The organism is Maritimibacter sp. (assembly GCF_016774595.1).
Lineage (GTDB): Bacteria > Pseudomonadota > Alphaproteobacteria > Rhodobacterales > Rhodobacteraceae > Maritimibacter > Maritimibacter alkaliphilus.
The window spans coordinates 1238320-1261546 of the sequence record NZ_JACBWT010000001.1; the positions used below are offsets into that span (position 1 = coordinate 1238320).

At 65.0% G+C, this 23227-nt stretch carries 24 protein-coding genes; 15 read left to right on the plus strand and 9 right to left on the minus strand.

Going from position 1 to position 23227, the window contains the following annotated elements; all coding sequences use genetic code 11:
• The first annotated feature begins 63 nt into the window (after window positions 1–63).
• The 3 genes from HOY44_RS06220 to HOY44_RS06230 are packed head-to-tail and all read left to right on the plus strand — an operon-like array spanning window position 64 to window position 1505.
• Complete coding sequence (locus HOY44_RS06220; protein WP_008334049.1) at window positions 64–474, plus strand: CopD family protein; 411 nt, start codon at window positions 64–66, stop codon at window positions 472–474.
• 3 nt (window positions 475–477) lie between these two features.
• Window positions 478–1179, plus strand: coding sequence for a DUF599 domain-containing protein (locus HOY44_RS06225; RefSeq protein ID WP_287433699.1), 702 nt, complete (start codon window positions 478–480; stop codon window positions 1177–1179).
• Window positions 1179–1505, plus strand: coding sequence for a hypothetical protein (locus HOY44_RS06230; RefSeq protein ID WP_287433702.1), 327 nt, complete (start codon window positions 1179–1181; stop codon window positions 1503–1505). The genes HOY44_RS06225 and HOY44_RS06230 overlap by 1 nt, the downstream gene beginning before the upstream one ends.
• Before the next feature lie 60 nt (window positions 1506–1565).
• Here HOY44_RS06230 and HOY44_RS06235 read toward each other — a convergent pair whose 3' ends face one another.
• The 5 genes from HOY44_RS06235 to HOY44_RS06255 all read right to left on the minus strand — a co-directional run bounded on the left by HOY44_RS06235 (window position 1566) and on the right by HOY44_RS06255 (window position 4169).
• Window positions 1566–2123: a F0F1 ATP synthase subunit B gene (locus tag HOY44_RS06235; protein ID WP_287433704.1), complete on the minus strand. Its 558-nt coding sequence runs from the start codon at window positions 2121–2123 to the stop codon at window positions 1566–1568.
• A gap of 4 nt (window positions 2124–2127) precedes the next feature.
• Window positions 2128–2679, minus strand: coding sequence for a F0F1 ATP synthase subunit B' (locus tag HOY44_RS06240; protein ID WP_040885150.1), 552 nt, complete (start codon window positions 2677–2679; stop codon window positions 2128–2130).
• Window positions 2680–2759: 80 nt separating this feature from the next.
• Window positions 2760–2996: a F0F1 ATP synthase subunit C gene (locus tag HOY44_RS06245; RefSeq protein WP_008334043.1), complete on the minus strand. Its 237-nt coding sequence runs from the start codon at window positions 2994–2996 to the stop codon at window positions 2760–2762.
• Between the two features lie 74 nt (window positions 2997–3070).
• The gene (locus tag HOY44_RS06250) at window positions 3071–3832 is read right to left on the minus strand and encodes a F0F1 ATP synthase subunit A (protein ID WP_008334041.1); all 762 of its coding nucleotides are present in this window, start codon (window positions 3830–3832) and stop codon (window positions 3071–3073) included.
• Window positions 3822–4169, minus strand: coding sequence for an AtpZ/AtpI family protein (locus HOY44_RS06255; protein ID WP_287433705.1), 348 nt, complete (start codon window positions 4167–4169; stop codon window positions 3822–3824). Before HOY44_RS06255 ends, HOY44_RS06250 begins: the two co-directional genes overlap by 11 nt.
• A 415-nt stretch (window positions 4170–4584) precedes the next feature.
• Here HOY44_RS06255 and HOY44_RS06260 point away from each other — a divergent pair, with 415 nt between their 5' ends.
• The 4 genes from HOY44_RS06260 (at window position 4585) to HOY44_RS06275 (ending at window position 7243) form a co-directional block, all read left to right on the plus strand.
• The gene (locus tag HOY44_RS06260) at window positions 4585–5265 is read left to right on the plus strand and encodes a hypothetical protein (RefSeq protein ID WP_287433707.1); all 681 of its coding nucleotides are present in this window, start codon (window positions 4585–4587) and stop codon (window positions 5263–5265) included.
• Window positions 5266–5341: 76 nt separating this feature from the next.
• Window positions 5342–5665, plus strand: coding sequence for an ArsR/SmtB family transcription factor (locus tag HOY44_RS06265; RefSeq protein WP_008334031.1), 324 nt, complete (start codon window positions 5342–5344; stop codon window positions 5663–5665).
• 75 nt (window positions 5666–5740) lie between these two features.
• Window positions 5741–6430, plus strand: a complete 690-nt coding sequence (locus HOY44_RS06270; protein ID WP_287433709.1) for a HupA family protein — start codon at window positions 5741–5743, stop codon at window positions 6428–6430.
• Between the two features lie 108 nt (window positions 6431–6538).
• Complete coding sequence (locus HOY44_RS06275; RefSeq protein WP_287433711.1) at window positions 6539–7243, plus strand: hypothetical protein; 705 nt, start codon at window positions 6539–6541, stop codon at window positions 7241–7243.
• 3 nt (window positions 7244–7246) lie between these two features.
• On the opposite strand, the gene HOY44_RS06280 is transcribed toward HOY44_RS06275, so the two are convergent.
• The gene (locus HOY44_RS06280; protein WP_171042870.1) at window positions 7247–7831 is read right to left on the minus strand and encodes a DUF1285 domain-containing protein; all 585 of its coding nucleotides are present in this window, start codon (window positions 7829–7831) and stop codon (window positions 7247–7249) included.
• A gap of 271 nt (window positions 7832–8102) precedes the next feature.
• Here HOY44_RS06280 and HOY44_RS06285 point away from each other — a divergent pair, with 271 nt between their 5' ends.
• Genes HOY44_RS06285 through HOY44_RS06300 form a run of 4 tightly spaced genes read left to right on the plus strand, consistent with a single transcriptional unit; the run spans window position 8103 to window position 14831 of the window.
• Entirely contained in the window at window positions 8103–9110 is a 1008-nt protein-coding gene (locus HOY44_RS06285) for an AAA family ATPase (RefSeq protein WP_287433714.1), read from the plus strand.
• Window positions 9107–9973: a DUF58 domain-containing protein gene (locus HOY44_RS06290; RefSeq protein WP_287433716.1), complete on the plus strand. Its 867-nt coding sequence runs from the start codon at window positions 9107–9109 to the stop codon at window positions 9971–9973. Before HOY44_RS06285 ends, HOY44_RS06290 begins: the two co-directional genes overlap by 4 nt.
• Complete coding sequence (locus HOY44_RS06295; protein WP_287433718.1) at window positions 9973–12765, plus strand: DUF4159 domain-containing protein; 2793 nt, start codon at window positions 9973–9975, stop codon at window positions 12763–12765. The genes HOY44_RS06290 and HOY44_RS06295 overlap by 1 nt, the downstream gene beginning before the upstream one ends.
• The gene (locus HOY44_RS06300) at window positions 12762–14831 is read left to right on the plus strand and encodes a hypothetical protein (RefSeq protein ID WP_287433720.1); all 2070 of its coding nucleotides are present in this window, start codon (window positions 12762–12764) and stop codon (window positions 14829–14831) included. Before HOY44_RS06295 ends, HOY44_RS06300 begins: the two co-directional genes overlap by 4 nt.
• Before the next feature lie 6 nt (window positions 14832–14837).
• Here HOY44_RS06300 and HOY44_RS06305 read toward each other — a convergent pair whose 3' ends face one another.
• Window positions 14838–15695, minus strand: a complete 858-nt coding sequence (locus tag HOY44_RS06305; RefSeq protein WP_287433721.1) for an urea carboxylase-associated family protein — start codon at window positions 15693–15695, stop codon at window positions 14838–14840.
• Between the two features lie 217 nt (window positions 15696–15912).
• Here HOY44_RS06305 and HOY44_RS06310 point away from each other — a divergent pair, with 217 nt between their 5' ends.
• From HOY44_RS06310 to HOY44_RS06325, 4 genes are read left to right on the plus strand one after another with little or no spacing between them, the layout of a single operon-like run.
• Complete coding sequence (locus tag HOY44_RS06310; RefSeq protein WP_287433722.1) at window positions 15913–17427, plus strand: class I adenylate-forming enzyme family protein; 1515 nt, start codon at window positions 15913–15915, stop codon at window positions 17425–17427.
• Between the two features lie 18 nt (window positions 17428–17445).
• A complete protein-coding gene (locus HOY44_RS06315; protein ID WP_287433723.1) occupies window positions 17446–19542 on the plus strand; it encodes a 3-hydroxyacyl-CoA dehydrogenase NAD-binding domain-containing protein in 2097 nt (698 codons plus the stop codon).
• Window position 19543: 1 nt separating this feature from the next.
• Window positions 19544–20731, plus strand: coding sequence for an acyl-CoA dehydrogenase family protein (locus HOY44_RS06320; RefSeq protein WP_287433724.1), 1188 nt, complete (start codon window positions 19544–19546; stop codon window positions 20729–20731).
• Between the two features lies 1 nt (window position 20732).
• The gene (locus HOY44_RS06325) at window positions 20733–21791 is read left to right on the plus strand and encodes an acyl-CoA dehydrogenase family protein (protein WP_287433725.1); all 1059 of its coding nucleotides are present in this window, start codon (window positions 20733–20735) and stop codon (window positions 21789–21791) included.
• 213 nt (window positions 21792–22004) lie between these two features.
• On the opposite strand, the gene HOY44_RS06330 is transcribed toward HOY44_RS06325, so the two are convergent.
• Together HOY44_RS06330 and HOY44_RS06335 are read right to left on the minus strand one after the other, a co-directional pair.
• The gene (locus HOY44_RS06330; RefSeq protein ID WP_287433726.1) at window positions 22005–22409 is read right to left on the minus strand and encodes a PaaI family thioesterase; all 405 of its coding nucleotides are present in this window, start codon (window positions 22407–22409) and stop codon (window positions 22005–22007) included.
• Window positions 22406–23224, minus strand: coding sequence for an IclR family transcriptional regulator (locus HOY44_RS06335; RefSeq protein WP_008334005.1), 819 nt, complete (start codon window positions 23222–23224; stop codon window positions 22406–22408). The genes HOY44_RS06330 and HOY44_RS06335 overlap by 4 nt, the downstream gene beginning before the upstream one ends.
• Window positions 23225–23227 lie beyond the last annotated feature (3 nt).

A 23227-nucleotide genomic window follows, 5' to 3' on the forward strand; every position in this document is an offset into this window, starting at 1 on the left:
GGCACCGACGCAAACCGGTGTATCGCCCTTGCGCTCGCATCGGATGTCGAGTCATCTCGCATCATGGCTTGGGTCAAGATCATACACATCCTTTGCGTGATGGGCTGGATGACGTCGATTTTCGCTGTTCCCCGCGCGATCATCTACTGGAAGCGCGACTGGGACCGTCACACGGCGCAGGGGCCGATCGGTGACCTGACTTTCCGCCTGTACCGCTTTTCGGCGGGCCTCGGCGTGATCGCGGCGATCACAGGGCTGTGGATGGCATGGGATCAGGGGTTTCCCGGCTGGGTCTGGCTGAAACTCGGCCTCGTCGCCCTGCTCGCGGTGCACTACGTCTGGACCGGACGGCTCGTCATCAAGGCGCAGCGTGGATCGTTCGAGCAGTCGGACAAGTACCTGCGCATCTTCAACGAACTCTCGGTCCTCGTCGTCATCGCGATCCTCTGGGCCGTCGTGGCCAAGCCGTTCTGACCGATGGGAACGGTGGCCGAGGTTCTCGCCGCGTTTTCATGGCTCGACGGCGTGGCCGTGGCGTCACTCCTCATGGCCTGGATCGGCATCCGCTGGCTGATCGAACATTCGCCGGATCACCGCCCGTCAATGGGCCGGGTCATGCGCCAGTATCGTCATGACTGGATGAAGCAATTCGTGACGCGCCAACCGCGCATCTTCGATGCCTCGGTGCTGTCGTCGCTTCGGCAGGGCACGACGTTCTTCGCCTCGGCCTGCATGATCGCCATCGGATCTGGCCTCGCGCTTCTGGGCAATGCGGAACGCTTGGGCAACGTGGCCGAGGATCTGATCGACGCCCAAGCCCCGCAGATCGTGTGGGAGATCAAGATCCTCTTCGTCCTGCTCTTCGTGACCGCCGGATTTCTGGCCTTCGTCTGGTCGCATCGGCTGTTCGGCTACAACGCCATCGTCATGGCGAGCGTGCCCAACGACCCAAGCGATCCCGCCGCCTACCCTCGCGCCGAAAAGGCCGCCGAAATCAACATCAACGCGGCGCGCAGCTACAACCGGGGCCTGAGGGCCGTCTATTTCGCGATGGCAGCGCTGGCATGGCTTTTGGGACCTCTCGCACTCTTGATTGCAACCGTCATCACCTTCGTGGTCCTCTGGCGGCGGGAGTTCGCATCGAATTCCCGCAAGACCCTGATGACCCCGGACCCCTAATGAAACCCGCGCTGATCCTTGCCCTCATCCCCCTGCCCGCGCTGGCCGACGTGCCGGTGATCGAACGCGCGTGGCTTGAGGGGACGACGGTCAACGTGACCCTGAGCCACCCGGACGAAGGCTGGGATCACTATGCCGATGCGTGGGAGGTGTTCGGGCCGGACGGCACCTCGCTCGGCATCCGGGAACTGGTGCATCCCCATGTGGACGAGCAGCCCTTTACCCGCAGCCTCACGCTGTCGGAGGTGCCGGATGGCGCCCTGACCATTCGGGCGCGCTGCCTTGTGGATGGGTGGGGCGACACGCGCGCGCCCGTCGAACGCTAGGCCCGAAAACGAAAAACCCGGGCGCGTGGCCCGGGTTTTCCAAATTATCGCGTGTGAAGCTCAGTGAAGCTTGGCTTCGACCTCGCCGATCGACGCGTCGATCAGCTTGTTCGCCTCGGTCGCGGTCATCTTCTTGGCGATCACCTCTTTCGACGCGCCGATGGCGGCGGCGATGGCGGTGTCGCGGATATCCTTGATCGCGGCGGCTTCGGCCGACTTGATCTGCTCTTCCGCACCGGCAAGGCGGCGCTTGATCGACTCGGCGATCTGGATCTTCGCCTGTTCGGCAGCCTCGGCGGCTTCCGTCTTGGCATGTTCCACGATCTGCGCGGCCTGATCCTTCACTTCCTGCTGCTTGCGCTCATAGGAGGCGAGGATGGTCTGCGCTTCTTCCCGCAGGGCGCGGGCTTCTTCGAGTTCGGCCTTGATCGTGTCGGCCCGCTTGTCGAGCATCCCGCCGATCATGCCGGGCACCTTGAAGTAGACCAGCACGAGAACGAACAGGATGAACGCCAGCAGCACGATGAAATCGGTGTTGCCGAGCGAGATGAACGGGCCGGTCGCGGCCAGCGCGGGCGTGGCGGCGACGAGGGGGAGAAGGGTCAGAAGTTTCTTCATGGCCTTACCCCTTGATCCGTTCGGAAACCGCAGCGTCGACGGTCTTGGCATCTGCCGAAAAGCCCATCGCGGCGAGGATTTCCTTGGTCGTGTCCTTCGCCACCTCGGTCGCGCTTTCCAGCGCACCCGCACGGATTTCGGAGATGGCTTTCTCCGACTCGGCGGTCTTGGCGGCGATTTCCGCATCGGCCTTGGCCTGAGCGGCATCGAGGTCCGACTGGATTTCGGCCTTGGCGTCGGCGACGATCTTGTTCGCCTCGGCACGGGCGTCTGCCAGTGCTTTCTTGTACGCCTCTTCGGCGTCAACGGCCTTTTGCTTCAGCTCTTCGGCTGCGGCGAGGTCGTTGGTGATCGTGCCCTGACGTTCGGCCAGAACCCCCGCGATGCGCGGCAGCGCGATCTTGGAGAGCACGAAGAAGATGATGACGAGCGCGACGACGAGCCAGAAGATCTGGTTCCCGAAGGTCGAGAACTCGAGCTGCGGCATACCAGCACCGCTGGCCTCGGCTGCGCCATGCGCCGCGTCGGCTACGCCGTTTTCTGTTTCAGTTGCCATCGTGTCCTCCTGGAACCCTGAATACTTCGGTGGGATCGGCTAGCGCCGACCCCACCGGTCGTAAGGATGGTTCGGCAGGATCAGACGGCGAACATCAGCAGAAGCGCGACGAGGAACGAGAAGATCCCCAGAGCTTCCGCGAAGGCGATGCCGATGAAGAGCGTGGCGGTCTGGCCGCCGGCAGCCGACGGGTTGCGCAGAGCGCCGGCGAGGAAGTTACCAGCCACGTGGCCCACGCCGATGGCGGCAGCGCCCGAACCGATGCCAGCAAGACCAGCGCCGATGAATTGACCGAGTTGTGCGATATCGCCTTCCATGATGTTTCTCCTTACGATGGAATTCGAGTTGATATTCTTGGGTTAAGCGGGCCTGAGCCCCCGTTGTCCTTGGATTAGTGCGACGGGTGCAGTGCGTCGTGCAGGTAGACGCAGGTCAGGATCGTGAAGACGTAGGCCTGAACACCGGCCACGAGCACTTCGAGCCCGTAGATGGCGGTGATCGACACCACGGCGAAGGGCGAAATGGCCGCGACGGCGGCGAAGCCTGCGAACACTTTCATGACGGCGTGGCCGGCCATGATGTTGCCGCCCAGACGAATGGAGTGGCTGACGGGGCGCACGAAGTACGAGATCAGCTCGATGATCGCGAGGATCGGGCGCAGGGCGAGCGGCGCGGACGAGACCCAGAAGAGACCCAGGAACTTGGCGCCGTTCTTGACGAAACCGACGATGGTCACGGTCAGGAACACGGCCAGCGCGAGCACGGCGGTCACCGCGATGTGCGAGGTGGTCGCGAAGGACATCGGCAGAAGGCCAAGGTAGTTCGCAAACAGGATGAACATGAACAGGGTCATGATGTAGGGAAAGAACTTGACCGCATCCTTGCCCGCCACGTCCTCGACCATCTTGTAGGTGAAGCCATAAAGGATCTCGCCGATCGACTGGGTGCGGGTCGGCACGATGGCCCGGCCGCGCGAGCCGAAGACGAACAGGGCGACGATGGCGATGACGGCCAGAGCCATCCAGAGGGTAACGTTGGTGATCGTGTACCAATGAACCGCGTCACCCGCCTCACCGAACAGCGGTTTAACGATGAACTGGTCCAGCGGGTGGAATACCAGGCCGCCTTCTTCACCATGTGCTTCAGTCGCCACGAGCGTCTTCCTTACCATCTGCGGCCTTGGCCGCTTGTTTTTCCCCAAGCTCCCGGGCCGAGTTCAGCATCGTCTTGATGCCGGCTGCCAGCCCGAGCAGCGTGAATATGACGAGGAACAGGGGCAAAGTGCCGAACAGGTAATCCAACCCGTATCCCATCCCGAAACCGATCCCCAGACCGGCCACCAATTCGATCACCATGCGCCAGGCGAGGTTCGCCATCGCATAGTCCTTCTTCTGGTGGGGGCTATCCTCGGCTTTCGGCTTTCGCGAAGCGATCCGGTCCTCGAGCGCCTTCAGGCGGTCTTTCGGAAGATCGTCCAGCGGGTTCGCCAAGTCGGATTTGCCCCCTTCGAAGAGTTGCCGGATTGCTAATCCGTGGGACGTGAGGAGTCAACGCCGGAACGCTCCGCGGGAACGGGAGTTAAGTATCTGTAATGGTTGAATTTTTCGAATATCGAGAATCCGAAACGGGGCGCGCGTCCCCGCGCGGGCGGACCGTTTGGTGCGTCCGGGCATATTCAACCTTTTGGTTGATCATGCTCGACCGCGCCCGATCAAGACGGTCCCGGCCCGCAACCGGATGCGCTTCAGGCCAATCGGCATTTCGTCGCTACGACGCTCAGAATACTCACTCGAAAGCGACCCACTTGTACGAAATTGTCCAATAAAATTAAATAGTTGCTTACTATCAAGACGCCTAGTATCGGTACTGGCTCCGACCTGACGTCGGAACCAGAAGGGGAAAATAATGAAATTCGGAAAATACGGTGCCTTCACAGGCCCCATCATCCTGCTCGCCGGGTGTCAGATGTCGTCGGATGCCGCCGGTCTGCGTGATGCAAGGCTCGATGCCTACTATGCTGCGTCCGAAGCGACGGAGGGCGCACTCTACGCGGACGCAACTTACGACATGCCGGTTTCGGGGACGGCGACATACGAGGGTCAGGCCACGATCGCGGTCGGCAATCAGGCGACCACGAGACAGGATCTATTCGCGGGGACATCGACCTATGAAGCGCGGTTCACCGGATACGAGGCCGACATTGACGGCAAGCTCGAGAACTTCGTGGTTCGCGAGGATCTGAGCGTTCAGGAACTGGAGCAGGTGCTGAACGCATACGCCAGCGCCGATACGACGGCGGAACAGGAACGCGCGTTGAAGAGCATTATGCAGAACGCATCGGTCGTCGACGGCGAAGTTATCCTGACCGCGCGCGGCGAATACGACCCATCCTTCTTGACGTTCGCGACCGACGGCACTTTGACGAGCGGGACGCGCGTGACCGACCTGTCAGGCCAGACGAGCGGCGCTTTCATGGGCGACGGTGCCGAATACCTGGCGGTCTATGGGAGTTCTGACGACGGTTTGAGCTTCGACCAGGGCGGTCAGGATCGGTTCGGTATCCTTTTGTCGCTCTCCCGAAAGTGATCCCACGGGTGGGCGGGGAACACCCCCGCCCGCCAAGTGCATTGACCAAAGCCGCCGCGCGACCTACGCCCATAACGTGAATGACAAGCTCGACCTCACCTTCGCCGCGCTGGCCGATCCCACGCGCCGGGCGATCCTGACCATGCTCCTCGAGGACGACATGGCGGTGACGGACGTGGCCGAACCCTTCGACATGTCGCTGGCCGCGATTTCCAAGCATCTGCGCATCCTGACCGCCGCAGGCCTCATCAGTCAGGAAAAACTCGGGCGGGTCACGTGGTGCAAGCTGGAACCCGGTGCGCTGAAGGCGGCGAGCGTCTGGATGCAGGGGTTCGGACAGTTCGAGCCGGTGAACCTCGACGATTTCGAGCGGTTTCTGGAAGCCACGCTCAAGGACTGATGGCGCATGCAGGCTCGGCGCTTGATCGGGCAGCATTGATACGCCACCCTCAGAACGATTGTTGAGGGTTTGTCCATGAGTTCATTTCGACTGCTCCTGTCGATGGGGGTGCTGACCACCCTGACCGGATGCATGGGGTCCGGACACGCAGATGTCTGGGTCGACGCCCAACGCGCCTACTTCTACGCAACGGTCGATCAGCAGGCGGCGAATGTCCCCACCTCCGGCACGGCACGGTATGAAGGGATCGCCGAAGTCAGTGCGGTCGATCCGAACCGAAACACGAAAGACCTTTACGTCGGGCTTGCGACCTACAACGCGGCGTTCTCATCCACGGGAGGGCGCATTTCAGGGGAGGTGTCCGATTTTCTCGTGCTGGAAAACCTCGGGGTTTACGAAGACCCGGTCGACAGCAACGTCTCGTGCGGCGGGTATTGCGTGGATACGGACGCCGCACGCGCAAGGATCACCGCGGCCTTGCGGCCTGCGAAAGCGGTCTCAGGCCAGATCACCTTGGCCGAAACACCCGTGCAGAACGGTGTTTTCTTCGCGAGCGCCTCGGGATCGGTCGAACATGGCGCGGGCGGCGAGACGACCTTTGACGGGGTCTTGCAGTGCAACATCCTTGGAAACTCAGGCGAAGTGGTCGCGGTGAACGACACGCATGGCCGCACGCTCGATCCGAGTATCGGGAGTCTGTTCAGCGCGACGAGGAACGGCGAAACCCTGATCGGGTGGTTCGAGAGCATCGCGGTCGCCCGATGACCCGAACCATCTTCACCCCATGAGCGTGTTCGCGGATGCAGGGTATTTCTGGCCGCATCGCGGGTTCTGTGCATCAATGTAATGATTAGGACACTTAGGGGATTCGTTATGCGTTACTTGACGACTTGCAGGTCGTATCTGGTCTGGCCTGTTTCCGCGTTGTCCCTGTGTGGATGCACCATTGCGTCGACGACGGGCGTCGGCAGCGACGAAGGATGGATCGAAGCCTTTGCCTTCGCCTACACCGCCGCGATTCTGGCGACCGACGAAACCGACCAGACCGCGACATTGCCCACCAGCGGGACAGCCACCTACACGGGTGGAATGTACCTCGACATGACCCGACCCGGCGCGACGGACCACGACCTGATGCTCGCCTCGATGACGCTGGAAGCCGCGTTCTCGGCGTCGAGCGGCACCATTTCCGGGCGGGTGGAGAACGCGGGGCGCATCCCGGTCTACGACCCGAAATTCGCCGGATTCGAGTCGCTTCTGACCGACCGCGCGTTGACGCCCGAAGAGGCGAAGACCACCGCCGTCGAAGCGACGAATGCCGACGCATTGGCGATATTGACCGGTGCGCTGGAGATCGCCGAGACGACGATCACCGATCAGCACATCAACACGCGGCTTTCGGGCAACCTGACCGGCGAAGATACCGACATCGACATCGACGCCCCGATCTACGGCTTCCTGACCGGCGCGGACGCCGACGGCGTGAGGATCACGGGCACGAATTTCGGGAACATCGAGATGACCCTGAACGGCGACAAGATCGACGCCTACCTGAACGGATACGCCAAGCGGGACTAAGGCTCAGGGCAGTTCCGCGCTTGGAATGATCGGGAAGAACGCGCCTTGCGAACGCAGGCCGAACCAGCTTTCGCCCTCATGGTCGGCATGTTCCCCGATCTCGACGAGACGGTAGAAGCTCTTGCGGTCGATCAGGGCTTCAAGGTTGCGGCGAATGTTGACGTAGGGCGACGGCTCGCCGGTTTCCGGGTCGCGGACCACGCGGATCGGGTGATCGGGGCCCGCCAGCACTTCATCCTCGACATTGGTGACGAAACGCAGCGCGTCGCCCTCGCGCGCGAAATCGACCGCCACGAAGGGCGCGTCATCGACGGTGATCCCGACCTTTTCGACCGGCGTCACGAGGAAATAGTCGTCCCCGTCCTTGCGAAGGATCGACGAGAACAGTTTCACCAGCTCATGCCGACCGATGGGCGTGCCAAGGTAGAACCAAGTCCCGTCCCGCGCAATGCGCATGTCCAGATCGCCACAGAATTCGGGGTTCCACTTGTCCACGGGCGGCAAGCCGCCCTTGGCGGCCTTCTTCGCGGACGAGGCGAGGCTTTCGGCGCTGATTCCGACTTGTCCGGTCATCGTGGTCTTTGTCATCCGTGCACCTTGGTTGTTTGGCCCTCTCAACACGTATCATCCGGCCCGCGTTCCGTGAACCTCGGCAAGCGGGTGCCGGATTCCCGCCATGGGCCACCTGCCCGCACGGGCAGTCCGCGTTCTATTCCGGCACGCGAACAGCGAGAATCCGCCTCGATTTTCCGCAAGGGCCGCCGACACGGTGCCGTGAACGGCTTTTGTCATAACTGTCATTTGCTTCCCCCCGGTCCTTGCCCTTTACTGATCCCGACGAACAGATCGGAGACGTGTCATGGACGAAGCAGAAGACCTCGTGGCGGATATCGAGGCGCTCGGGGGCCGGCTGGCCGAGGCGCGCAGCATGGTGGCCAAGCGGATCATCGGACAGGACACCGTGGTCGAACAGGTCATGGCGGCGATGCTGGCCGGGGGTCACGCGCTTCTGATCGGTCTGCCGGGTCTGGGCAAGACACGACTGGTGGAAACGCTGTCGACCGTCATGGGTCTGTCGGGGGGGCGCATCCAGTTCACGCCCGACCTGATGCCCGCCGACATCCTCGGCTCCGAGGTTCTGGAAGAGGGCGCCGACGGCACCCGTTCGTTCCGGTTCATTCAGGGTCCGGTGTTCTGCCAACTCCTGCTGGCCGACGAGATCAACCGGGCGTCGCCGCGCACGCAGTCGGCGCTGCTTCAGGCGATGCAGGAACGCGCGGTGACGGTCGCGGGCCACGAACATGCGCTCGACAAGCCGTTTCACGTGCTGGCGACCCAGAACCCGCTGGAGCAGGAGGGCACCTATCCTCTGCCCGAAGCGCAGCTCGACCGTTTCCTCTTGCAGGTCGATGTCGAATACCCGGACCGCGACGCGGAGCGTGACATCATTCTGGCCACGACCGGCGCGGACGAGGAACAGGCGAGTGCCGTGTTCAACACCGACGACCTGATCGCCGCGCAGCGCCTGCTCCGCCGGATGCCGGTGGGCGAGAACATCGTCGAGATGATCCTCGACCTGGTGCGGGCCTGCCGCCCGGACGACTCGTCCGCCCCCGACACGGTGCGGGAATCCGTGGCCTGGGGCCCCGGCCCCCGTGCCGCGCAGGCCCTGATGCTGCTGACCCGTGCACGTGCGCTGATGGACGGGCGGCTCGCCCCCGGCCCCGACGACGTGCGCGCGCTGGCCCGCCCGGTGCTCATACACCGGATGGCGCTGACCTACGCCGCGCGTGCCCGCGGCGATTCTCTGGGCGGGATCATCGACGGTGTGGTCGGAAGCCTGAGCCTGTCCGAGGCCGCCGCTTGACCCTTCCCCTGCGCCCAAGGGCCGAGGCGCTCGCCGCGCCGCTCCCCCCCCTGCTCGCCGAGGCCAGCCAACTGGCCCGGGGTGTCGTGCTGGGGGAACACGGGCGGCGCCGACCCGGCATGGGCGATGCCTTCTGGCAATACCGCACGGCCCAGCCCGGCGACCCCGCCCGGTCGATCGACTGGCGCCGCTCGGCCCGGTCCGACGTCCATTTCGTCGCCGAAAAAGAATGGCAGGCAGCGCAATCCGTCGTCTTCTGGGTCGATCGCGGCCAGTCGATGCAGTTCTCGTCGGAAAAGAACCTTGTCACCAAGGCCGACCGCGCCGCGCTTCTCTCGCTCGCGGCCGCCGTGCTGCTGGTGCAGGCGGGTGAACGCGTGGGGCTGACCGATATGGGCATCCGCCCGATGCGCGGCGAGGTCCAGCTTGGCCGCGTGGCCGAACGTCTGACGGACAAGACTCCGCAGGATTACGGCGTGCCGGACGTGTCGATCCTGCCGCGCCATTCGCGGGCGGTCTTCATCTCGGATTTCATGGCCGACCCCGACCCGGTGGAAGAGGCGCTCGCCACCGCCGCCGACCGGGGTGTGCAAGGCGTTCTGCTTCAGGTGCTCGACCCCTCGGAGGAAGCGTTTCCCTTCGACGGGCGCACCGTGTTTCATTCGATGGGCAACACGCTTGAATTCGAAACGCGCAAGGCCGGTGAATTGCGGGATCGTTATCTGGCCCGGCTGGCACGGCGCAAGGAACGGCTGACCGCGATGGCGGGGCTGACCGGATGGCGGTTTCACACGCATCACACCAATGACAGCCCCGCCTCGGCGCTGCTCTGGATGTATCAGGCGCTGGAGGGCCGTGCCTGATGTTCACGCTCGGTCCCATCGGTTTCGTGACCCCATGGCTGCTGATCGCGCTGGCCGCCCTGCCGATCCTCTGGATCATCCTGCGCGCGATCCCCCCCGCACCGATCCGCCGTGCCTTTCCGGGTGTCGCGCTTCTGCTGGGTCTCGAGGACGAGGACAGCGAGGCCGACCGGACCCCTTGGTGGCTTCTCCTTCTGCGGATGCTGGCCGTCGCCGCGATGATCTTCGGCTTTTCCGGCCCGATCCTGAACCCGGAGCCGGTCGAGACCGGCTCAGGCCCGCTGGTCGTGCTGGTCGATGATAGCTACGCCGCCGCGCCCGATTGGCGCCCGCGGCTCGAGGCTGCGGATCGGCGGTTGGAGGCTGCGGCATCGACCGGGCGCCGCGTGGCCGTGGTGGCCCTGAACGACCTCCCACCCGAAGGCGGCCTGCCCCTGCGCTCGGCCGCAGACGCGCAAGCCCGGCTCGACGGCCTTCTGCCGAAGGCGTGGCCCGTCGATCATGCGCCCGCGCTCGATTGGCTGGACACGGTGGACGAGGGGTTCGATACGCTTTGGCTGTCCGACGGTTTGGCGGGCGACTCCCGCGCCGCCTTGGCCCGCGAGCTTCAGTCGCGCGGTGCGCTGACGGTATCGGAGCCGCCTGCCCCACGTATCGGTCTGCAACCGGCGCGGATCGCCGACGGCATGGTGCGCCTGTCGGCCACCCGTTCCACGTCCGATGCCGCGCAAACCATAGACGTGACCGGGCAGGGCCCCGATCCGGCCGGCATCGAACGCGAACTGGCCCGCGCCACGCTTACCTTCGAACAGGGTGCGACCGAAGCGGTGACCGAAATTTCTCTGCCCCCCGAACTGCGCAACCGGATCGCCCGGTTCGAAGTCGAGGGGGTGCGCAGCGCCGGAACCGTGACGCTGGCCGACGACACCCTGCGCCGCCGCAAGGTCGCGCTGATCGGCGGCGACAGCGAGGAAGGGCTGGAACTGCTTTCGCCGCTTCACTACCTGCGCGAAGCTCTCGTGCCGACCGCGGATGTGCTGGAGGGCGCGCTGTCCGACCTGATCGCCGCCAGCCCCGATGTGGTCGTCCTTGCCGATGTCGCGGCGCTTGCGCCCAGTGACAAGGACGCGCTGGAGGAATGGGTGGCCGAGGGCGGTCTTCTGCTGCGCTTCGCCGGACCACGCCTTGCCGCCGCCGACACGGGCCGCGCCGAGGAGGATCCGCTTCTCCCCGTGCGTCTGCGCGTGGGCGGGCGCGAAGTGGGCGGCGCGATGAGCTGGGGTGAACCCCGCACGCTGGCCCCGTTCCCCGAGGACAGCCCGTTCTACGGTCTCGCGATCCCCGACGACATCGAAGTCACCAGTCAGGTTCTGGCCGAACCCGGCCCCCTGCTGGCCGAGCGCACCATCGCGGAACTGGTCGATGGCACCCCGCTCGTCACCCGCAAGACGCTGGCCGATGGTCAGGTCGTGCTGATCCACGTGTCGGCCAATGCCGAATGGTCGTCGCTTCCGCTGTCGGGCCTGTTCGTTCAGATGCTCGAACGCCTTGCGGTCTCGACCCGGACCGGCACGCCCGACGCGGGCGAGTTGGAAGGCACGACATGGGTGCCCGAGACCCTGCTCGACGGCTTCGGCGCGCTCGACGACGCGGGCGAGCGGCCCGGCGTGCCCGGCGAGGAACTGACACAGGGCGTCGGCCCCGCCCTGCCGCCGGGCCTTTATGCCGACGAAGATCGCCGCGTCGCCGTCAACGTGATCGGTGAGGACACCGTCCTGCGCCCCGCCGCTTGGCCCGCGGGCGTCGTGCCCGAATGGCAGGGCGAGCGCGAAGAAACCGATCTGTCCGGCTGGCTTCTCCTGCTGGCGCTGGCAGCACTGGCCGTCGACGTGATCGCCTCGCTGTTCCTCACGGGTCGTCTGAGCGGCAAGCGCGGCAAGGCGGCGGCGACCGCCGCGGTGATCGGGGTCGCCCTGATGATCGCGCCGCAAAACGCCCGTGCACAGGACGAGGCCGAAGCGACCCCCATCGACGAAGCGGCACTGGTCGCGGCCGCCGGCGAGGTCACACTGGCCTACGTGCGCACCGGCAACGCCCAACTCGACCGCGTATCCGAGGCCGGGCTTCTGGGCCTCGGCCAACAGCTTTTCGCCCGCACCTCCGTCGAACCCGTCGCCCCGGTCGGGATCGACATCGAGACCGACGAACTCGCGGTCTATCCCCTGCTCTACTGGCCGGTCGAGGAAACCCAGCCCGCGCCCTCGTCCGAAGCCTATGCCAAGCTCAACGCCTATCTGCGCGGTGGCGGCATGATCGTGTTCGACACGCGTGACGGGGACGTGGCCGGGTTCGGCTCGGGTGCGACGGCCGAAGGGACACGGCTCAGATCACTGGCCCGCCCGCTCGACATTCCGCCGCTGGAGCCGATCCCGAACGATCACGTGCTGACGCGCACCTTCTATCTGCTCGCCGATTTCCCGGGCCGCTATTTCGGTGAGTCGGTCTGGGTCGAAAGCTCGCCGCCCGACGCCGAACGGGCCGAGGGCATGCCGTTTCGCAACCTCAACGACGGGGTGACGCCGGTTCTGATCGGCGGCAACGACTGGGCGTCGGCCTGGGCGGTGAACGAGAACGGATCGCCGATGTTTCCGGTGGGCCGGGGCTTTGCAGGCGAGCGGCAGCGCGAGATGGCGTATCGCTTCGGCGTGAACCTCGTGATGCATGTGCTCACCGGCAACTACAAGTCGGATCAGGTCCACGTGCCTGCCCTGCTGGAAAGGCTCGGCCAATGAACGCCTCGTCCGTCATCTTCGACCCGGCATTCGACTGGCCGGTCCTCTGGATCGCCGGCGGGATCGTCGCCGCGATCCTGATCTTCGCCATCTGGCGCGGGCTCAAGGGCTGGGCGCTTAGGATGCTGGGCGCGGCGGCGCTTCTGCTCGCGCTCGCGGGGCCGTCACTTCAGATGGAAGAACGCGCGCCCGAGGGTGACATCATGCTCGCCATCGTGGACGAAAGCACCTCCCAAGACCTGTCGGACCGCGCGGAGCAAACCGAGGCGGCGCTGGACGCGCTCACCGCCCGCGTTGCGGCGACGGAAGGTCTGGAACTGCGCATCACGCGGATGAGCGACGGCGCGGACAATCGCGGCTCTCTCCTCATGACAACCTTGGCCGAGGCGCTGGCCGAAGTGCCGCGCGACCGCGTCGCCGGGATGGTCCTGATCTCGGACGGCCGCCTCCACGATTTCGAAGCCGCGCCCGATCTGCCCGCCCCGCTGCATCTGCTCAGGACCGGCCGGGAAGAGGACTGGGACCGGCGGCTGGTGGTCACCAACGCCCCGGCGTTCGGCATTCTGGACGAGGAACAGCAGATCGGCCTGCGCATCGACGACATGGGGGACGCGGACGAAAGCGGGCTGGTCGACCTGTCGATCTCGATCGACGGCGGCGAGCCGGAAGTGGTTCAGGTGCCCACGGGCCGCGAGCTGACGGTGCCGATCACGCTGACCCACGGCGGCCAGAATGTGATACAGTTCACCACCCCGACGCTCGAAGGCGAGTTGACCGACCGCAACAACACCGCGGTCGTCACCATGAACGGCGTGCGCGACCGCCTGCGCGTGCTGCTCGTCTCGGGCGAGCCGCACCCCGGCACGCGGACATGGCGCAACCTTCTCAAATCAGACAGCGCGGTGGACCTTGTCCATTTCACCATTCTGCGCCCGCCGGAAAAGCAGGACGGCGTGCCGGTGTCGGAACTGTCGCTTATCGCGTTCCCGACGCAGGAACTGTTCATGGAGAAGATCGACGAGTTCGACCTCATCATCTTCGACCGCTACAAACTGCGTGGCATCCTACCCGCGAGCTACCTGCTGTCGGTGCGCAACTATATCGAACAGGGCGGCGCCGTGCTGGTCGCCGCCGGACCCGACCTCGCCTCGGCCCAAAGCCTCGCCCGCTCGCCGCTCGGTCAGGTGCTCCCCGGCGAACCCACTGCGCGGGTGATCGAAGAGGGGTTTTCGCCCCAGATTTCCGACCTCGGCCAGCGCCACCCGGTCACGCGCGGGCTGGAAGACTTCGCGCCCGAAGGAGGCTGGGGCCGCTGGATGCGCCTTGTCGAACTCGAAGAAACCGCTGGCATGACCGTCATGCAGGGCGCGGGCGACCGTCCGCTTCTTACACTGGACCGCGTGGGCGAAGGCCGCGTTGCGCTCCTCGCCTCCGACCACGCGTGGCTCTGGGATCGCGGCTTCGAGGGCGGCGGACCGCAACTGGAACTTCTGCGCCGCCTCGCCCACTGGATGATGAAGGAACCGGAGCTTGAGGAAGAGGCGCTGACCGCGGAAGCCACCGGCAATCAGGTCACGATCACCCGCCGCACCATGAGCGAGGGCGCACGCTCCGTCACCGTCACCCGCCCGGACGGGACCGAGGAAGAGGTGCAGATGGAAGAGGTCGCACCCGGCCTCTACCGTTCGGAATTCGCCTCGGCCCAGATCGGTCTGTTCCGCCTCGAAGAGGGCGACCAGACTTCGGTCGTCGCGGTCGGCCCCGCCTCGCCCAAGGAATTCGAGGAAACTATCGCCAGCGGTGACCCCCTCGCCCCGATCATGGCCGCGATGCGGGGCGGGACGGCCGCCATCGAAGAAGGCAATCCGCAGCTTCGGTCGGTCAACGCGGGCCGCGCCGCCATCGGTCGCGGCTGGATCGGCTACACCCCGCGCGGGGCCTACGTGGTCGAGAACCTGCGCGTCATGCCGCTCGCGCCCCCGTGGCTCATGCTGCTGATCGCGGCCGGCCTCGCCGTTGCCGCTTGGTTGTGGGAAGGCCGCGCACGGACCCGAAAAACCGCCTGATCCGGTTCAGCGCCCGTGGCTGCGGTCGTAGCCGTTGGGTGCGGGCGGCATCCAACCGCCCAGCGCAGCGGCCTCGGGCGTGAAGACCTCGACCAGCAGCGGATGGCAGGCAGCGGTGTCCGACGAGTGCTCGGACGAACAATCGCCGCCGGGACAGGCCGACAGGGCGCCGAGAAGGTCGATCTCGGCGAAGAACTCCAGATAATCGCCGGGGCGCACGGGCGAGGCCTTCATGAAATACTGTCCCGTGTCGCGCGTGAAGCCGGTGCACATGAACACGTTCAACACGTCATGCACATGCGGCTCGGCCTCGGCCGGACCGACCCCAAGGTGATCCGCCAGCGCCCGCGTCAGGTTGGAATGGCAGCAGTGGTGATACTGTCCGCCCGACAGCAGATTGTTGGTGTAAGGATCGCAGCGCGTGCCGATCACGTCGTGGACCGAACCGCCGAAGCTGTCGATCCCATACCAGCCGAGCGTATCTTCGGTGATGGTCGCCATCGGCCGCATGCCCGGAAAGCTCGACCACATCCGCTCGCCCGCCGTCAGATGCGTGCCATGAAGGGCGCGGGTCTTGCCGGAGTAGAATCGCTCCGACAAATCCTGCGCGTTCCACAGGTTCAGGTCACCGACCTGCGGCCCCTCGACGCTCGAAATCCGGAAGAACGACCCAGCCGGGACGGTGAAGGTCGCAGCGTCACGGGGCGGGACGAGCACCTCGCCCACCTTCCGCGCCGTCCGCCGCGCCGCCCGATAGAGCGCAAGATCGGGCGCAGGCAGCGTTTCGGTCGGATAACAGATCAACGGCGCGATCGCGCGGCGCTGTTCTGCGTCTTCGGGCTGTGTCTTGGGGATCGTCGTCATGGTCCGGACTATAACGGTTAAGGCGATCCGCGCCAGATCGTGCGGGCTGATCGGCGGCGGACAGGACCAGACTTGACCCCAGCGCAATGGGGCGTGAATAATCGACCATCTGGTCGGCCATTATTCCGCAATGCAAACGGTCGTTTCACAATATTGACCTGCTCGCTTTGCTGGACTACGGTCCGAATACGGGCCGCCAGAGCCCGAGGGAGGATCAATGGATCGCATTCACGAACTGACCCGCGGGCAGTCGCCCGACGCCCTTGCAATCGTCGACCATGACGGGGCGCACTACGGCTTCGGGGATGTCGAAGCCATGGCCGATACCATGGCCGGGATGCTCAAGGCCGCAGGGGTCGAGCGCGGCGATCGGCTGATGATCGTTTCGGAAAACTGCGCCACCTATGCCATCGCGATTCTCGCGGCGAGCCGCCTCGGTGCCTGGGTCATGCCCGTGAACGCCCGCATGTCAGACGACGAACTGGACGCCCTGCGCAACCACGCAGGCGCCCGCTTCGCGATCTTCACGCCCGAGGCATCGGTGCCGTCCGCAACCCATGCCGACCGCTTGGGCGCGACGTCGCGCGGCACCCTGCCTTGCGGCGACGTTCTGGTGGCAGGCCCCCTGCCCGGCGAAAACACCGCGCCCGAGCCTGAGACCGGGACACCGCGCGATGCCGTCGCGGCTCTGATTTACACGACCGGGACCACATCCGCCCCTAAGGGGGTCATGCTCACCCGTGGGAACCTGATCTGGAATGCGGAAATATCGGCGCGCCTGCGCGGGATGGCCCCGGGCGATCTGGTCGTCGGCGTTTTGCCCGGAACGCATATCTTCGGATTCGCCTCGGTCTTCCTCGCCTCGCTTGCCGGGGGCAGCGCGATCCGGTTCCTGCCGCGCTTCTCGGCGCCCGCAATCCTCGACGCCTTTGCCGAAGGCGGCAGCGTCATGCCCGCCGTGCCGCAGATGTATCAGGCGATCCTCGCCGAACTCGCAAAGCGCGGCACACCGCCCGATGCCCCCAAGCTGCGCTATATCTCGTCCGGTGGTGCGCCGCTCGACCCCGAGTGGAAGGAAAAGATCGAAGCGACCTTCGGCCTGCATCTTCAGAACGGCTATGGCCTGACCGAGACTTCGCCCGGCGTCGCGGGCACCCGGCGCGACACCCCGCGCGACGACACGTCCTGCGGCCAGATCCTCGACGGTGTGGAATGCATCATCGACGAGCCGGATGACGAGGGGATCGGAGAACTTCTGATCCGTGGTCCCAACATCATGAAGGGCTACTACCGAAACCCCGAAGCGACGCGGGCCGCCATTCGCGAGGACGGGTTCTTCCGGTCCGGGGATTTCGCGAAGATCGACCCGGACGGGACACTCTGGATCATGGGCCGAAAGAAGGAACTCATCATTCGGTCGGGCTTCAACATCTATCCGCCGGAAGTCGAGGCGATGCTCACACGCCATCCCGACGTCTATCAGACCGCCGTCGTCGGGCGTCGCGTATCCGGCAACGAGGAAGTGCTGGCCTTCGTCACCGCGAAGCCCGGCGTGACCGAAGCGGATCTCAAGGCCTTTCTTCACGAGCACCTCGTGCCCTACAAGGTGCCCCAGCATATCTTCATCATCGAACAGTTCCCGGCGGCAGCGACCGGGAAGATTCTGAAACACAAACTGACCGAGACTTTCGCCCACCTGCTCGACGAGCGGGATGCGGCGGTCGCGACCTGACAGAGGACAGAGCCACCCATGAGTGAGACCACCAAGATCAACGACGTCATGACCCTCGAACGTGTGGGCAAGGTCGGGCTGATCTGCATCGACAACCCGCCCGTCAACGCCTCGGGCCAAGCCGTGCGTCAGGGGCTGGTGGACGCGGTCGCCGCCGCCAACGCGGACGCCGGGATCGAGGTCATCGCGATCTACGCCGCGGGACGCACCTTCGTCGCCGGTGCCGACATCAAGGAGTTCGGCAAGACGCCGCTGGAGCCGTCGCTGCCCGACACGATCAACGCGATCGAGGCGAGCGAAAAACCCGTGATCTCGGCCCCCCATGGCACCGCGCTTGGCGGTGGTCTGGAAATCTGCATGGGCACCCACGCGCGCGTGGGGGTCAAGGGGCTGCGCGTCGGTCTGCCGGAGGTGAACCTTGGCCTGTTGCCCGGCGCGTCCGGCACCCAGCGCGGGCCGCGCCTGATGGGGATGAAGAACACGCTCGACATGGCCCTGTCCGGGCGGCAGGTCTCGGGTGAAGAGGCGCTTTCGATGGGCCTGATCGACGGGCTCGAGGCGGGCGAGCCGCGCGACGTGGCGCTCGCCGCCGCCGAAGACGTGCTGTCGGGCAAGCTCAAGACCCGGCGCACCAGCGATCTGAACGTCGAACTGGACGAGGCCGCGCTGGACGATGCGGCCAAGATGGTCGCGAAGAAGATGAAGCACCACCCGACCGCGCCGAACATGATCGAAGCCGTCAGGATGTCGACCGGGCCTATGGCCGACGGCATGGCCTATGAGCGCAAGAGTTTCATGGAAGGGCTGAAAGACCCCGCATCGCAGGGGATGCGCCACGCCTTCTTCGCGGAACGCGCCGTGTCGAAGATCCCCGAAGGCAAGGCGACGCCGCGCGAGATCAACAAGATCGGCGTCATCGGCGGCGGCACGATGGGGTCCGGCATCGCCACGGCGGCCCTGACCTCGGGCTTCGCGGTGCGCCTGATCGAGATTTCGCAGGAGGGGCTCGACAAGGGCGTCGGCTTCATCACCGGGAACTTGGACGGTGCCGTGAAACACGGCAAGATGAGCGAGGCCAAGCGCGACGACGCGATGGCGCGACTTGAACCGTCGACCGACATGGAATCGCTTGCCGACGTCGACCTCGTGATCGAGGCGGTGTTCGAGAACATGGACGTGAAGAAGGACATCTTCGGCCAGCTCGACAAGATCTGCAAACCGGGGGCCATTCTGGCGTCGAACACGTCCTATCTGGACATCAACGAAATCGCCTCGGCCACGTCCCGGCCCGAGGATGTGATCGGCCTCCACTTCTTCTCGCCCGCGAACCTGATGCGCCTTCTGGAAGTGGTCGTCGCGGACAAGACCGCGCCCGAAGTGGTCGCCACGGGTTTCGCGCTGGCCAAGAAGATGAAGAAGGTCGGCGTGCGCGCGGGCGTCTGCGACGGGTTCATCGGCAACCGCATCCTCGCCTATTACGGCAAGACAGCCGGATACCTGATGGAGGATGGCGCGAGCCCGCAGCAGATCGACAACGCGCTCGAGGATTTCGGGTTCGCGATGGGGCCTTACAAAGTCGGCGACCTCGCGGGCCTCGACATCGGCTGGGCCAACCGCAAGCGCATGTCGGCAACACGACCGAACGACGAACGCTATGTGCGCATCCACGACAAGATCTGCGAAGAGGGCATGTTCGGCCGCAAGACCGGATCGGGGTTCTACATCTACGACGACGAGGGCATCCGCCCGAACCCCCGTGCACTGGAAATCATCGACGCGGAACGGGCGGCCAAAGGTATCCTGCCCAAGACGTTCACCGACGAAGAGATCGTCGAGCGCTATATGACCGCCATGATCTCCGAAGCCGCGCGGGTGGTCGAAGAGGGCATCGCGCTGCGCCCGATCGACGTGGATGCGGTGTTCCTGTTCGGCTACGGCTTCCCGCGCTTCCGCGGCGGCCCGCTTCACTATGCCGACACCATCGGCGCGAAAGAACTCGTCGCGCGAATTGAACGCTATGCCGAGGATGATGCGTATTACTGGAAAGTCCCCGCGATCCTGCGGCGTATGGCCGAGGACGGGACGACCTTTGCCGATCTGAACAAGGAGGGGTGAGATGGACCTGAGCTTCACCAAGGAAGAGGAAGCGTTCCGCGATGAGGTGCGCACGTTTCTTGCCGACAACCTGCCCGACGACCTTGCCGAAAAGGTGCGGATCGGCGGAGAGCTTGAGAAGGCCGACATGGAGCGCTGGCACGCGATCCTGAACGACAAGGGCTGGCTCGCCTATGGCTGGCCCGTGGAGTTCGGCGGCACCGGCTGGTCGCCCGTCGAAAAGCACATCTTCGAAGAAGAGGCCGCTCGCGCCAACGCCCCGCGCATCGTGCCCTTCGGCCTCGCCATGCTGGGGCCGGTGCTTCAGAAATTCGGATCGAAAGAACAGCAGGATCACTATCTGCCGCGCATCCTCGACGGGACCGACTGGTGGTGTCAGGGCTATTCCGAACCGGGCGCGGGATCGGACCTTGCCAGCCTCAAGACCCGCGCGGTGCGCGAGGGTGACGAATACGTCATCAACGGGCAAAAGACATGGACCACGCTCGGCCAGCACGCCGACTGGATCTTCTGCCTCGTGCGGACCAAAACCGACGGTAAGCCGCAGGAGGGGATCAGCTTCATCCTCGTCGACCTCGCCTCGCCGGGGATCGAGATGCGCCCGATCAAGCTGATCGAAGGAGGGCATGAGGTGAACGAAGTGTTCTTCACCGACGTCCGTGTGCCTGCCGCGAACCTCGTGGGCGAAGAGAACATGGGCTGGACAATCGCCAAGTTCCTGCTGGGTCACGAGCGCACCAACATCGCGGGCGTCGGGTTCAGCATGAAGGCGCTGGAAGAGGTCAAGGCGCTGGCTCGCCGGACCAAGCGGAACGGCAAGCCGCTGATCGAAAACCCGCTTTTCGCCGCCCGGATCGCGGATGTCGAGATCGAGCTTGAGGCGATGAAGATCACCAATCTTCGGATGCTCTACACCGCGCAGACGCAGGGCGCGCCGGGGCCGGAAACCTCGATCCTCAAGATCAAGGGCACCGTGATCCGGCAAGCGCTGAACGATCTGGCCCGCCGCGCGCTGGGTCCGGCCGCGGCCCCCTTCCCGTCCGAGGCGATGTTCGGCAACGCCGCCCTCGTCGAAGCGGGCGACGTGAACAACGCCGCCGACTATTTCAACAACCGCAAACTGTCGATTTTCGGCGGGTCGAACGAGATCCAGCGAAACATCCTGACCAAAGCGATGCTGGAGCTCTGACATGGACTTTTCCCTGACCGAAGACCGCCGGATGCTGTCGGACTCGCTGAACCGCTTCATCTCGGACAAATACGGCTACGACCACCGCGTGAAAGTGGCCTATGACGCGCCGTTCCACGACACAGCGCTCTGGGCCGAAATGTGCGAGTTGGGCGTGCTCTACGCCCTCGCGCCCGAGGATGCGGGCGGGTTCGGCGGCGCTGGCTTCGACATCACGACGGTGTTCGAGGCGCTCGGGCGCGGCATCTGCCCCGCCCCGGTTCTGGGCTCGCTTCTGGCCTCGAAACTGCTGACCGCCGCCGGGGCCGACCAATCTGCGCTCCTCGACGGCTCGGTGCGCTACGCGGTCGCCATCGGCGAACTCGACGCGCCCTACGACCTCGACGCGATCGAGACCGAGGCGAAGGACGGCAAGCTCACGGGCCGCAAGGCCGTGGTGTATGGCGGCGCGGATGCCGAGGTGTTCCTCGTCGCGGCCAAATCCGGTGGCACCCTCGCGGTCTATGAGGTCAAGGCCTCGGACGCGCAGGTCACGGGCTATGCCATGATCGACGGCGGCGGCGCAGCGGAACTGTTCCTCGACGCCACGCCGGGGACGGAAGTGCTCGCCGATGCCACCGCCGCGCTCGAAGACGCGCTGGACGCAGGTCGCCTCGCCCTGTGTGCCGAGGCTGTGGGCGCGATGGATGCGACCAACGAAATCCTGCTCGACTATCTGCGCACGCGAAAGCAGTTCGGCGTCGCCATCGGCAAGTTTCAGGCCCTGCAACACCGCGCCGTGGACCTTGTGACCGAGATCGAACAGGCCCGATCCATCACCATCCTCGCCGCGAGCAAGATGGGCACCGAGGAGCAGGCGAAGTTCGTCGCAATGGCCAAGACCCTGATCGGCCGGGCAGCGCGGCTGGTGGCCGAGGAAGCGATCCAGATGCATGGCGGCATCGCCATGACCTGGGAGGCCGCGGTCAGCCACTACGCCAAACGGCTCGTCATGATCGACGCGCAATTGGGCGACGTGGACTATCACCTCGAACGTGTGATCGCGACCTACGCGGCCTGATCGGGCCAGTTGATCTTACGAATTCCAATGCGGGGCCATCGCCCCGCATTAACTTTTTCACGGTGCCGGGCGACGCGGAAAGTCTAGCAAGTCACTGATTTTACGATATATTCAAAGGCATCGAGAGCCGCCTAGGATACTAGAATCCTAGTATTCTGGTATTGCGAACAGGCACCTATTACGGCCCCGAACACACCCGGCAAACTCCAAATGTCAGGTAGAGCGATACCGGAAAACGCCCGTTCCGGTCGCGACCGTCACCCCGGTGTCATCGGTGATGGACGCTTCGGCGAAGATACTCTTGCGCCCCCCGCCCGTCCGTCGACCCTCGGCGATCAGGACCGTGCCCTTGGGCTGCGCCAAGTAATTCACGTTCAGGGAAAGGGTCATCGCCAGCCGCCGCGTTTCCGGGTCGCCCGTGTAGCAGGCAGCGAACCCCATGACCGTGTCGATCAGGCTCGCGTAAACGCCGCCATGCGGAATGCCGTAACGATTGCCCAGCTTATCGGTGATCGGCAGCCTGAACCGGGCATAGTCCTCGGACCAGTCCTCGATCTCGAACCCCAGAAGCTTCTGGAATTCATACGGGTCTTCGATGAGCGACGGGTCGAGGCTCACGCCGCCGGTTTCCCCGGTGCCCCCGACGACAGGTTATGCGCCGCGCGCTTCACCCGCTCGGCATAATGTTCGAGCAGTTGATCCGGCTCCACGAAGAACGACGGCCCCCCGACGTTCAACCCATAGATCCGGTCGCCGTTCAGGGAAAACACCGGCACCGCCAGCCCGTTCACATCCTTGCGCCACTCCCCGAAGCCGGTGCAAAGCCCGTGCTCCTCGTAGTCGCGCAGGCCCTTTTCGACCGATGAGATGATCCGCTCCCGCTCGTCGGGCAGCTGCGCGAGCCCCTGATCCACCAGTGCGGTTCGCTGCTTCTCCGTCATGCCGACAAGGATCGCGCGGCCTATGGCCGAGTAGAACAACGGCAGCCGCGCTCCGACGTTGATCGTCAGCGCAATCGCCTCTTTCGACCGATGAACGGTCGTATAAACCGCGCGCATCCGGTGCTGTTCGGCCAGCGCCGAGGTGATGTGCGGGTTCGGCCCTTCATCGCACAGGGCGGCCAGTTCCTCGCGGGCGCGGTCGGTCATCTCGATCGACGACAACACCCCGAAGCCCAAGGCCAGCACGCCCGCGCCAAGGCGGTAGGTGCCGGTGCGTTCGGAATAGACAAGATAGTCGAGCTTGCGCAGCGTGTGCGTCAGCCGCGAAATCGTCGGTTTCGGCAGGCCGGTGCGCTGCGCGATTTCCTGATTGGTCAGGTTCGTTTCATAGGGCCGGAAACATCTGAGAACGTCGAGACCCCGCGCAAGCGCGGTCACGAACTTGCGGTCACCATCCGCGTCGATGTCGTCGATCAGATCGTCCTTACCCATGAC

Excerpts from the sequence above, each read along its gene's own strand:
- HOY44_RS06220 (WP_008334049.1), top strand. The coding sequence starts at position 64 with ATGGCTTGGGTCAAGATCATACACATCCTTTGCGTGATGGGCTGGATG.
- HOY44_RS06225 (WP_287433699.1), top strand. The coding sequence starts at position 478 with ATGGGAACGGTGGCCGAGGTTCTCGCCGCGTTTTCATGGCTCGACGGC.
- HOY44_RS06230 (WP_287433702.1), top strand. The coding sequence starts at position 1,179 with ATGAAACCCGCGCTGATCCTTGCCCTCATCCCCCTGCCCGCGCTGGCC.
- HOY44_RS06235 (WP_287433704.1), bottom strand. The coding sequence starts at position 2,123 with ATGAAGAAACTTCTGACCCTTCTCCCCCTCGTCGCCGCCACGCCCGCG.
- HOY44_RS06240 (WP_040885150.1), bottom strand. The coding sequence starts at position 2,679 with ATGGCAACTGAAACAGAAAACGGCGTAGCCGACGCGGCGCATGGCGCA.
- HOY44_RS06245 (WP_008334043.1), bottom strand. The coding sequence starts at position 2,996 with ATGGAAGGCGATATCGCACAACTCGGTCAATTCATCGGCGCTGGTCTT.
- HOY44_RS06260 (WP_287433707.1), top strand. The coding sequence starts at position 4,585 with ATGAAATTCGGAAAATACGGTGCCTTCACAGGCCCCATCATCCTGCTC.
- HOY44_RS06270 (WP_287433709.1), top strand. The coding sequence starts at position 5,741 with ATGAGTTCATTTCGACTGCTCCTGTCGATGGGGGTGCTGACCACCCTG.
- HOY44_RS06275 (WP_287433711.1), top strand. The coding sequence starts at position 6,539 with ATGCGTTACTTGACGACTTGCAGGTCGTATCTGGTCTGGCCTGTTTCC.
- HOY44_RS06280 (WP_171042870.1), bottom strand. The coding sequence starts at position 7,831 with ATGACAAAGACCACGATGACCGGACAAGTCGGAATCAGCGCCGAAAGC.
- HOY44_RS06285 (WP_287433714.1), top strand. The coding sequence starts at position 8,103 with ATGGACGAAGCAGAAGACCTCGTGGCGGATATCGAGGCGCTCGGGGGC.
- HOY44_RS06295 (WP_287433718.1), top strand. The coding sequence starts at position 9,973 with ATGTTCACGCTCGGTCCCATCGGTTTCGTGACCCCATGGCTGCTGATC.
- HOY44_RS06300 (WP_287433720.1), top strand. The coding sequence starts at position 12,762 with ATGAACGCCTCGTCCGTCATCTTCGACCCGGCATTCGACTGGCCGGTC.
- HOY44_RS06305 (WP_287433721.1), bottom strand. The coding sequence starts at position 15,695 with ATGACGACGATCCCCAAGACACAGCCCGAAGACGCAGAACAGCGCCGC.
- HOY44_RS06310 (WP_287433722.1), top strand. The coding sequence starts at position 15,913 with ATGGATCGCATTCACGAACTGACCCGCGGGCAGTCGCCCGACGCCCTT.
- HOY44_RS06315 (WP_287433723.1), top strand. The coding sequence starts at position 17,446 with ATGAGTGAGACCACCAAGATCAACGACGTCATGACCCTCGAACGTGTG.
- HOY44_RS06320 (WP_287433724.1), top strand. The coding sequence starts at position 19,544 with ATGGACCTGAGCTTCACCAAGGAAGAGGAAGCGTTCCGCGATGAGGTG.
- HOY44_RS06325 (WP_287433725.1), top strand. The coding sequence starts at position 20,733 with ATGGACTTTTCCCTGACCGAAGACCGCCGGATGCTGTCGGACTCGCTG.
- HOY44_RS06335 (WP_008334005.1), bottom strand. The coding sequence starts at position 23,224 with ATGGGTAAGGACGATCTGATCGACGACATCGACGCGGATGGTGACCGC.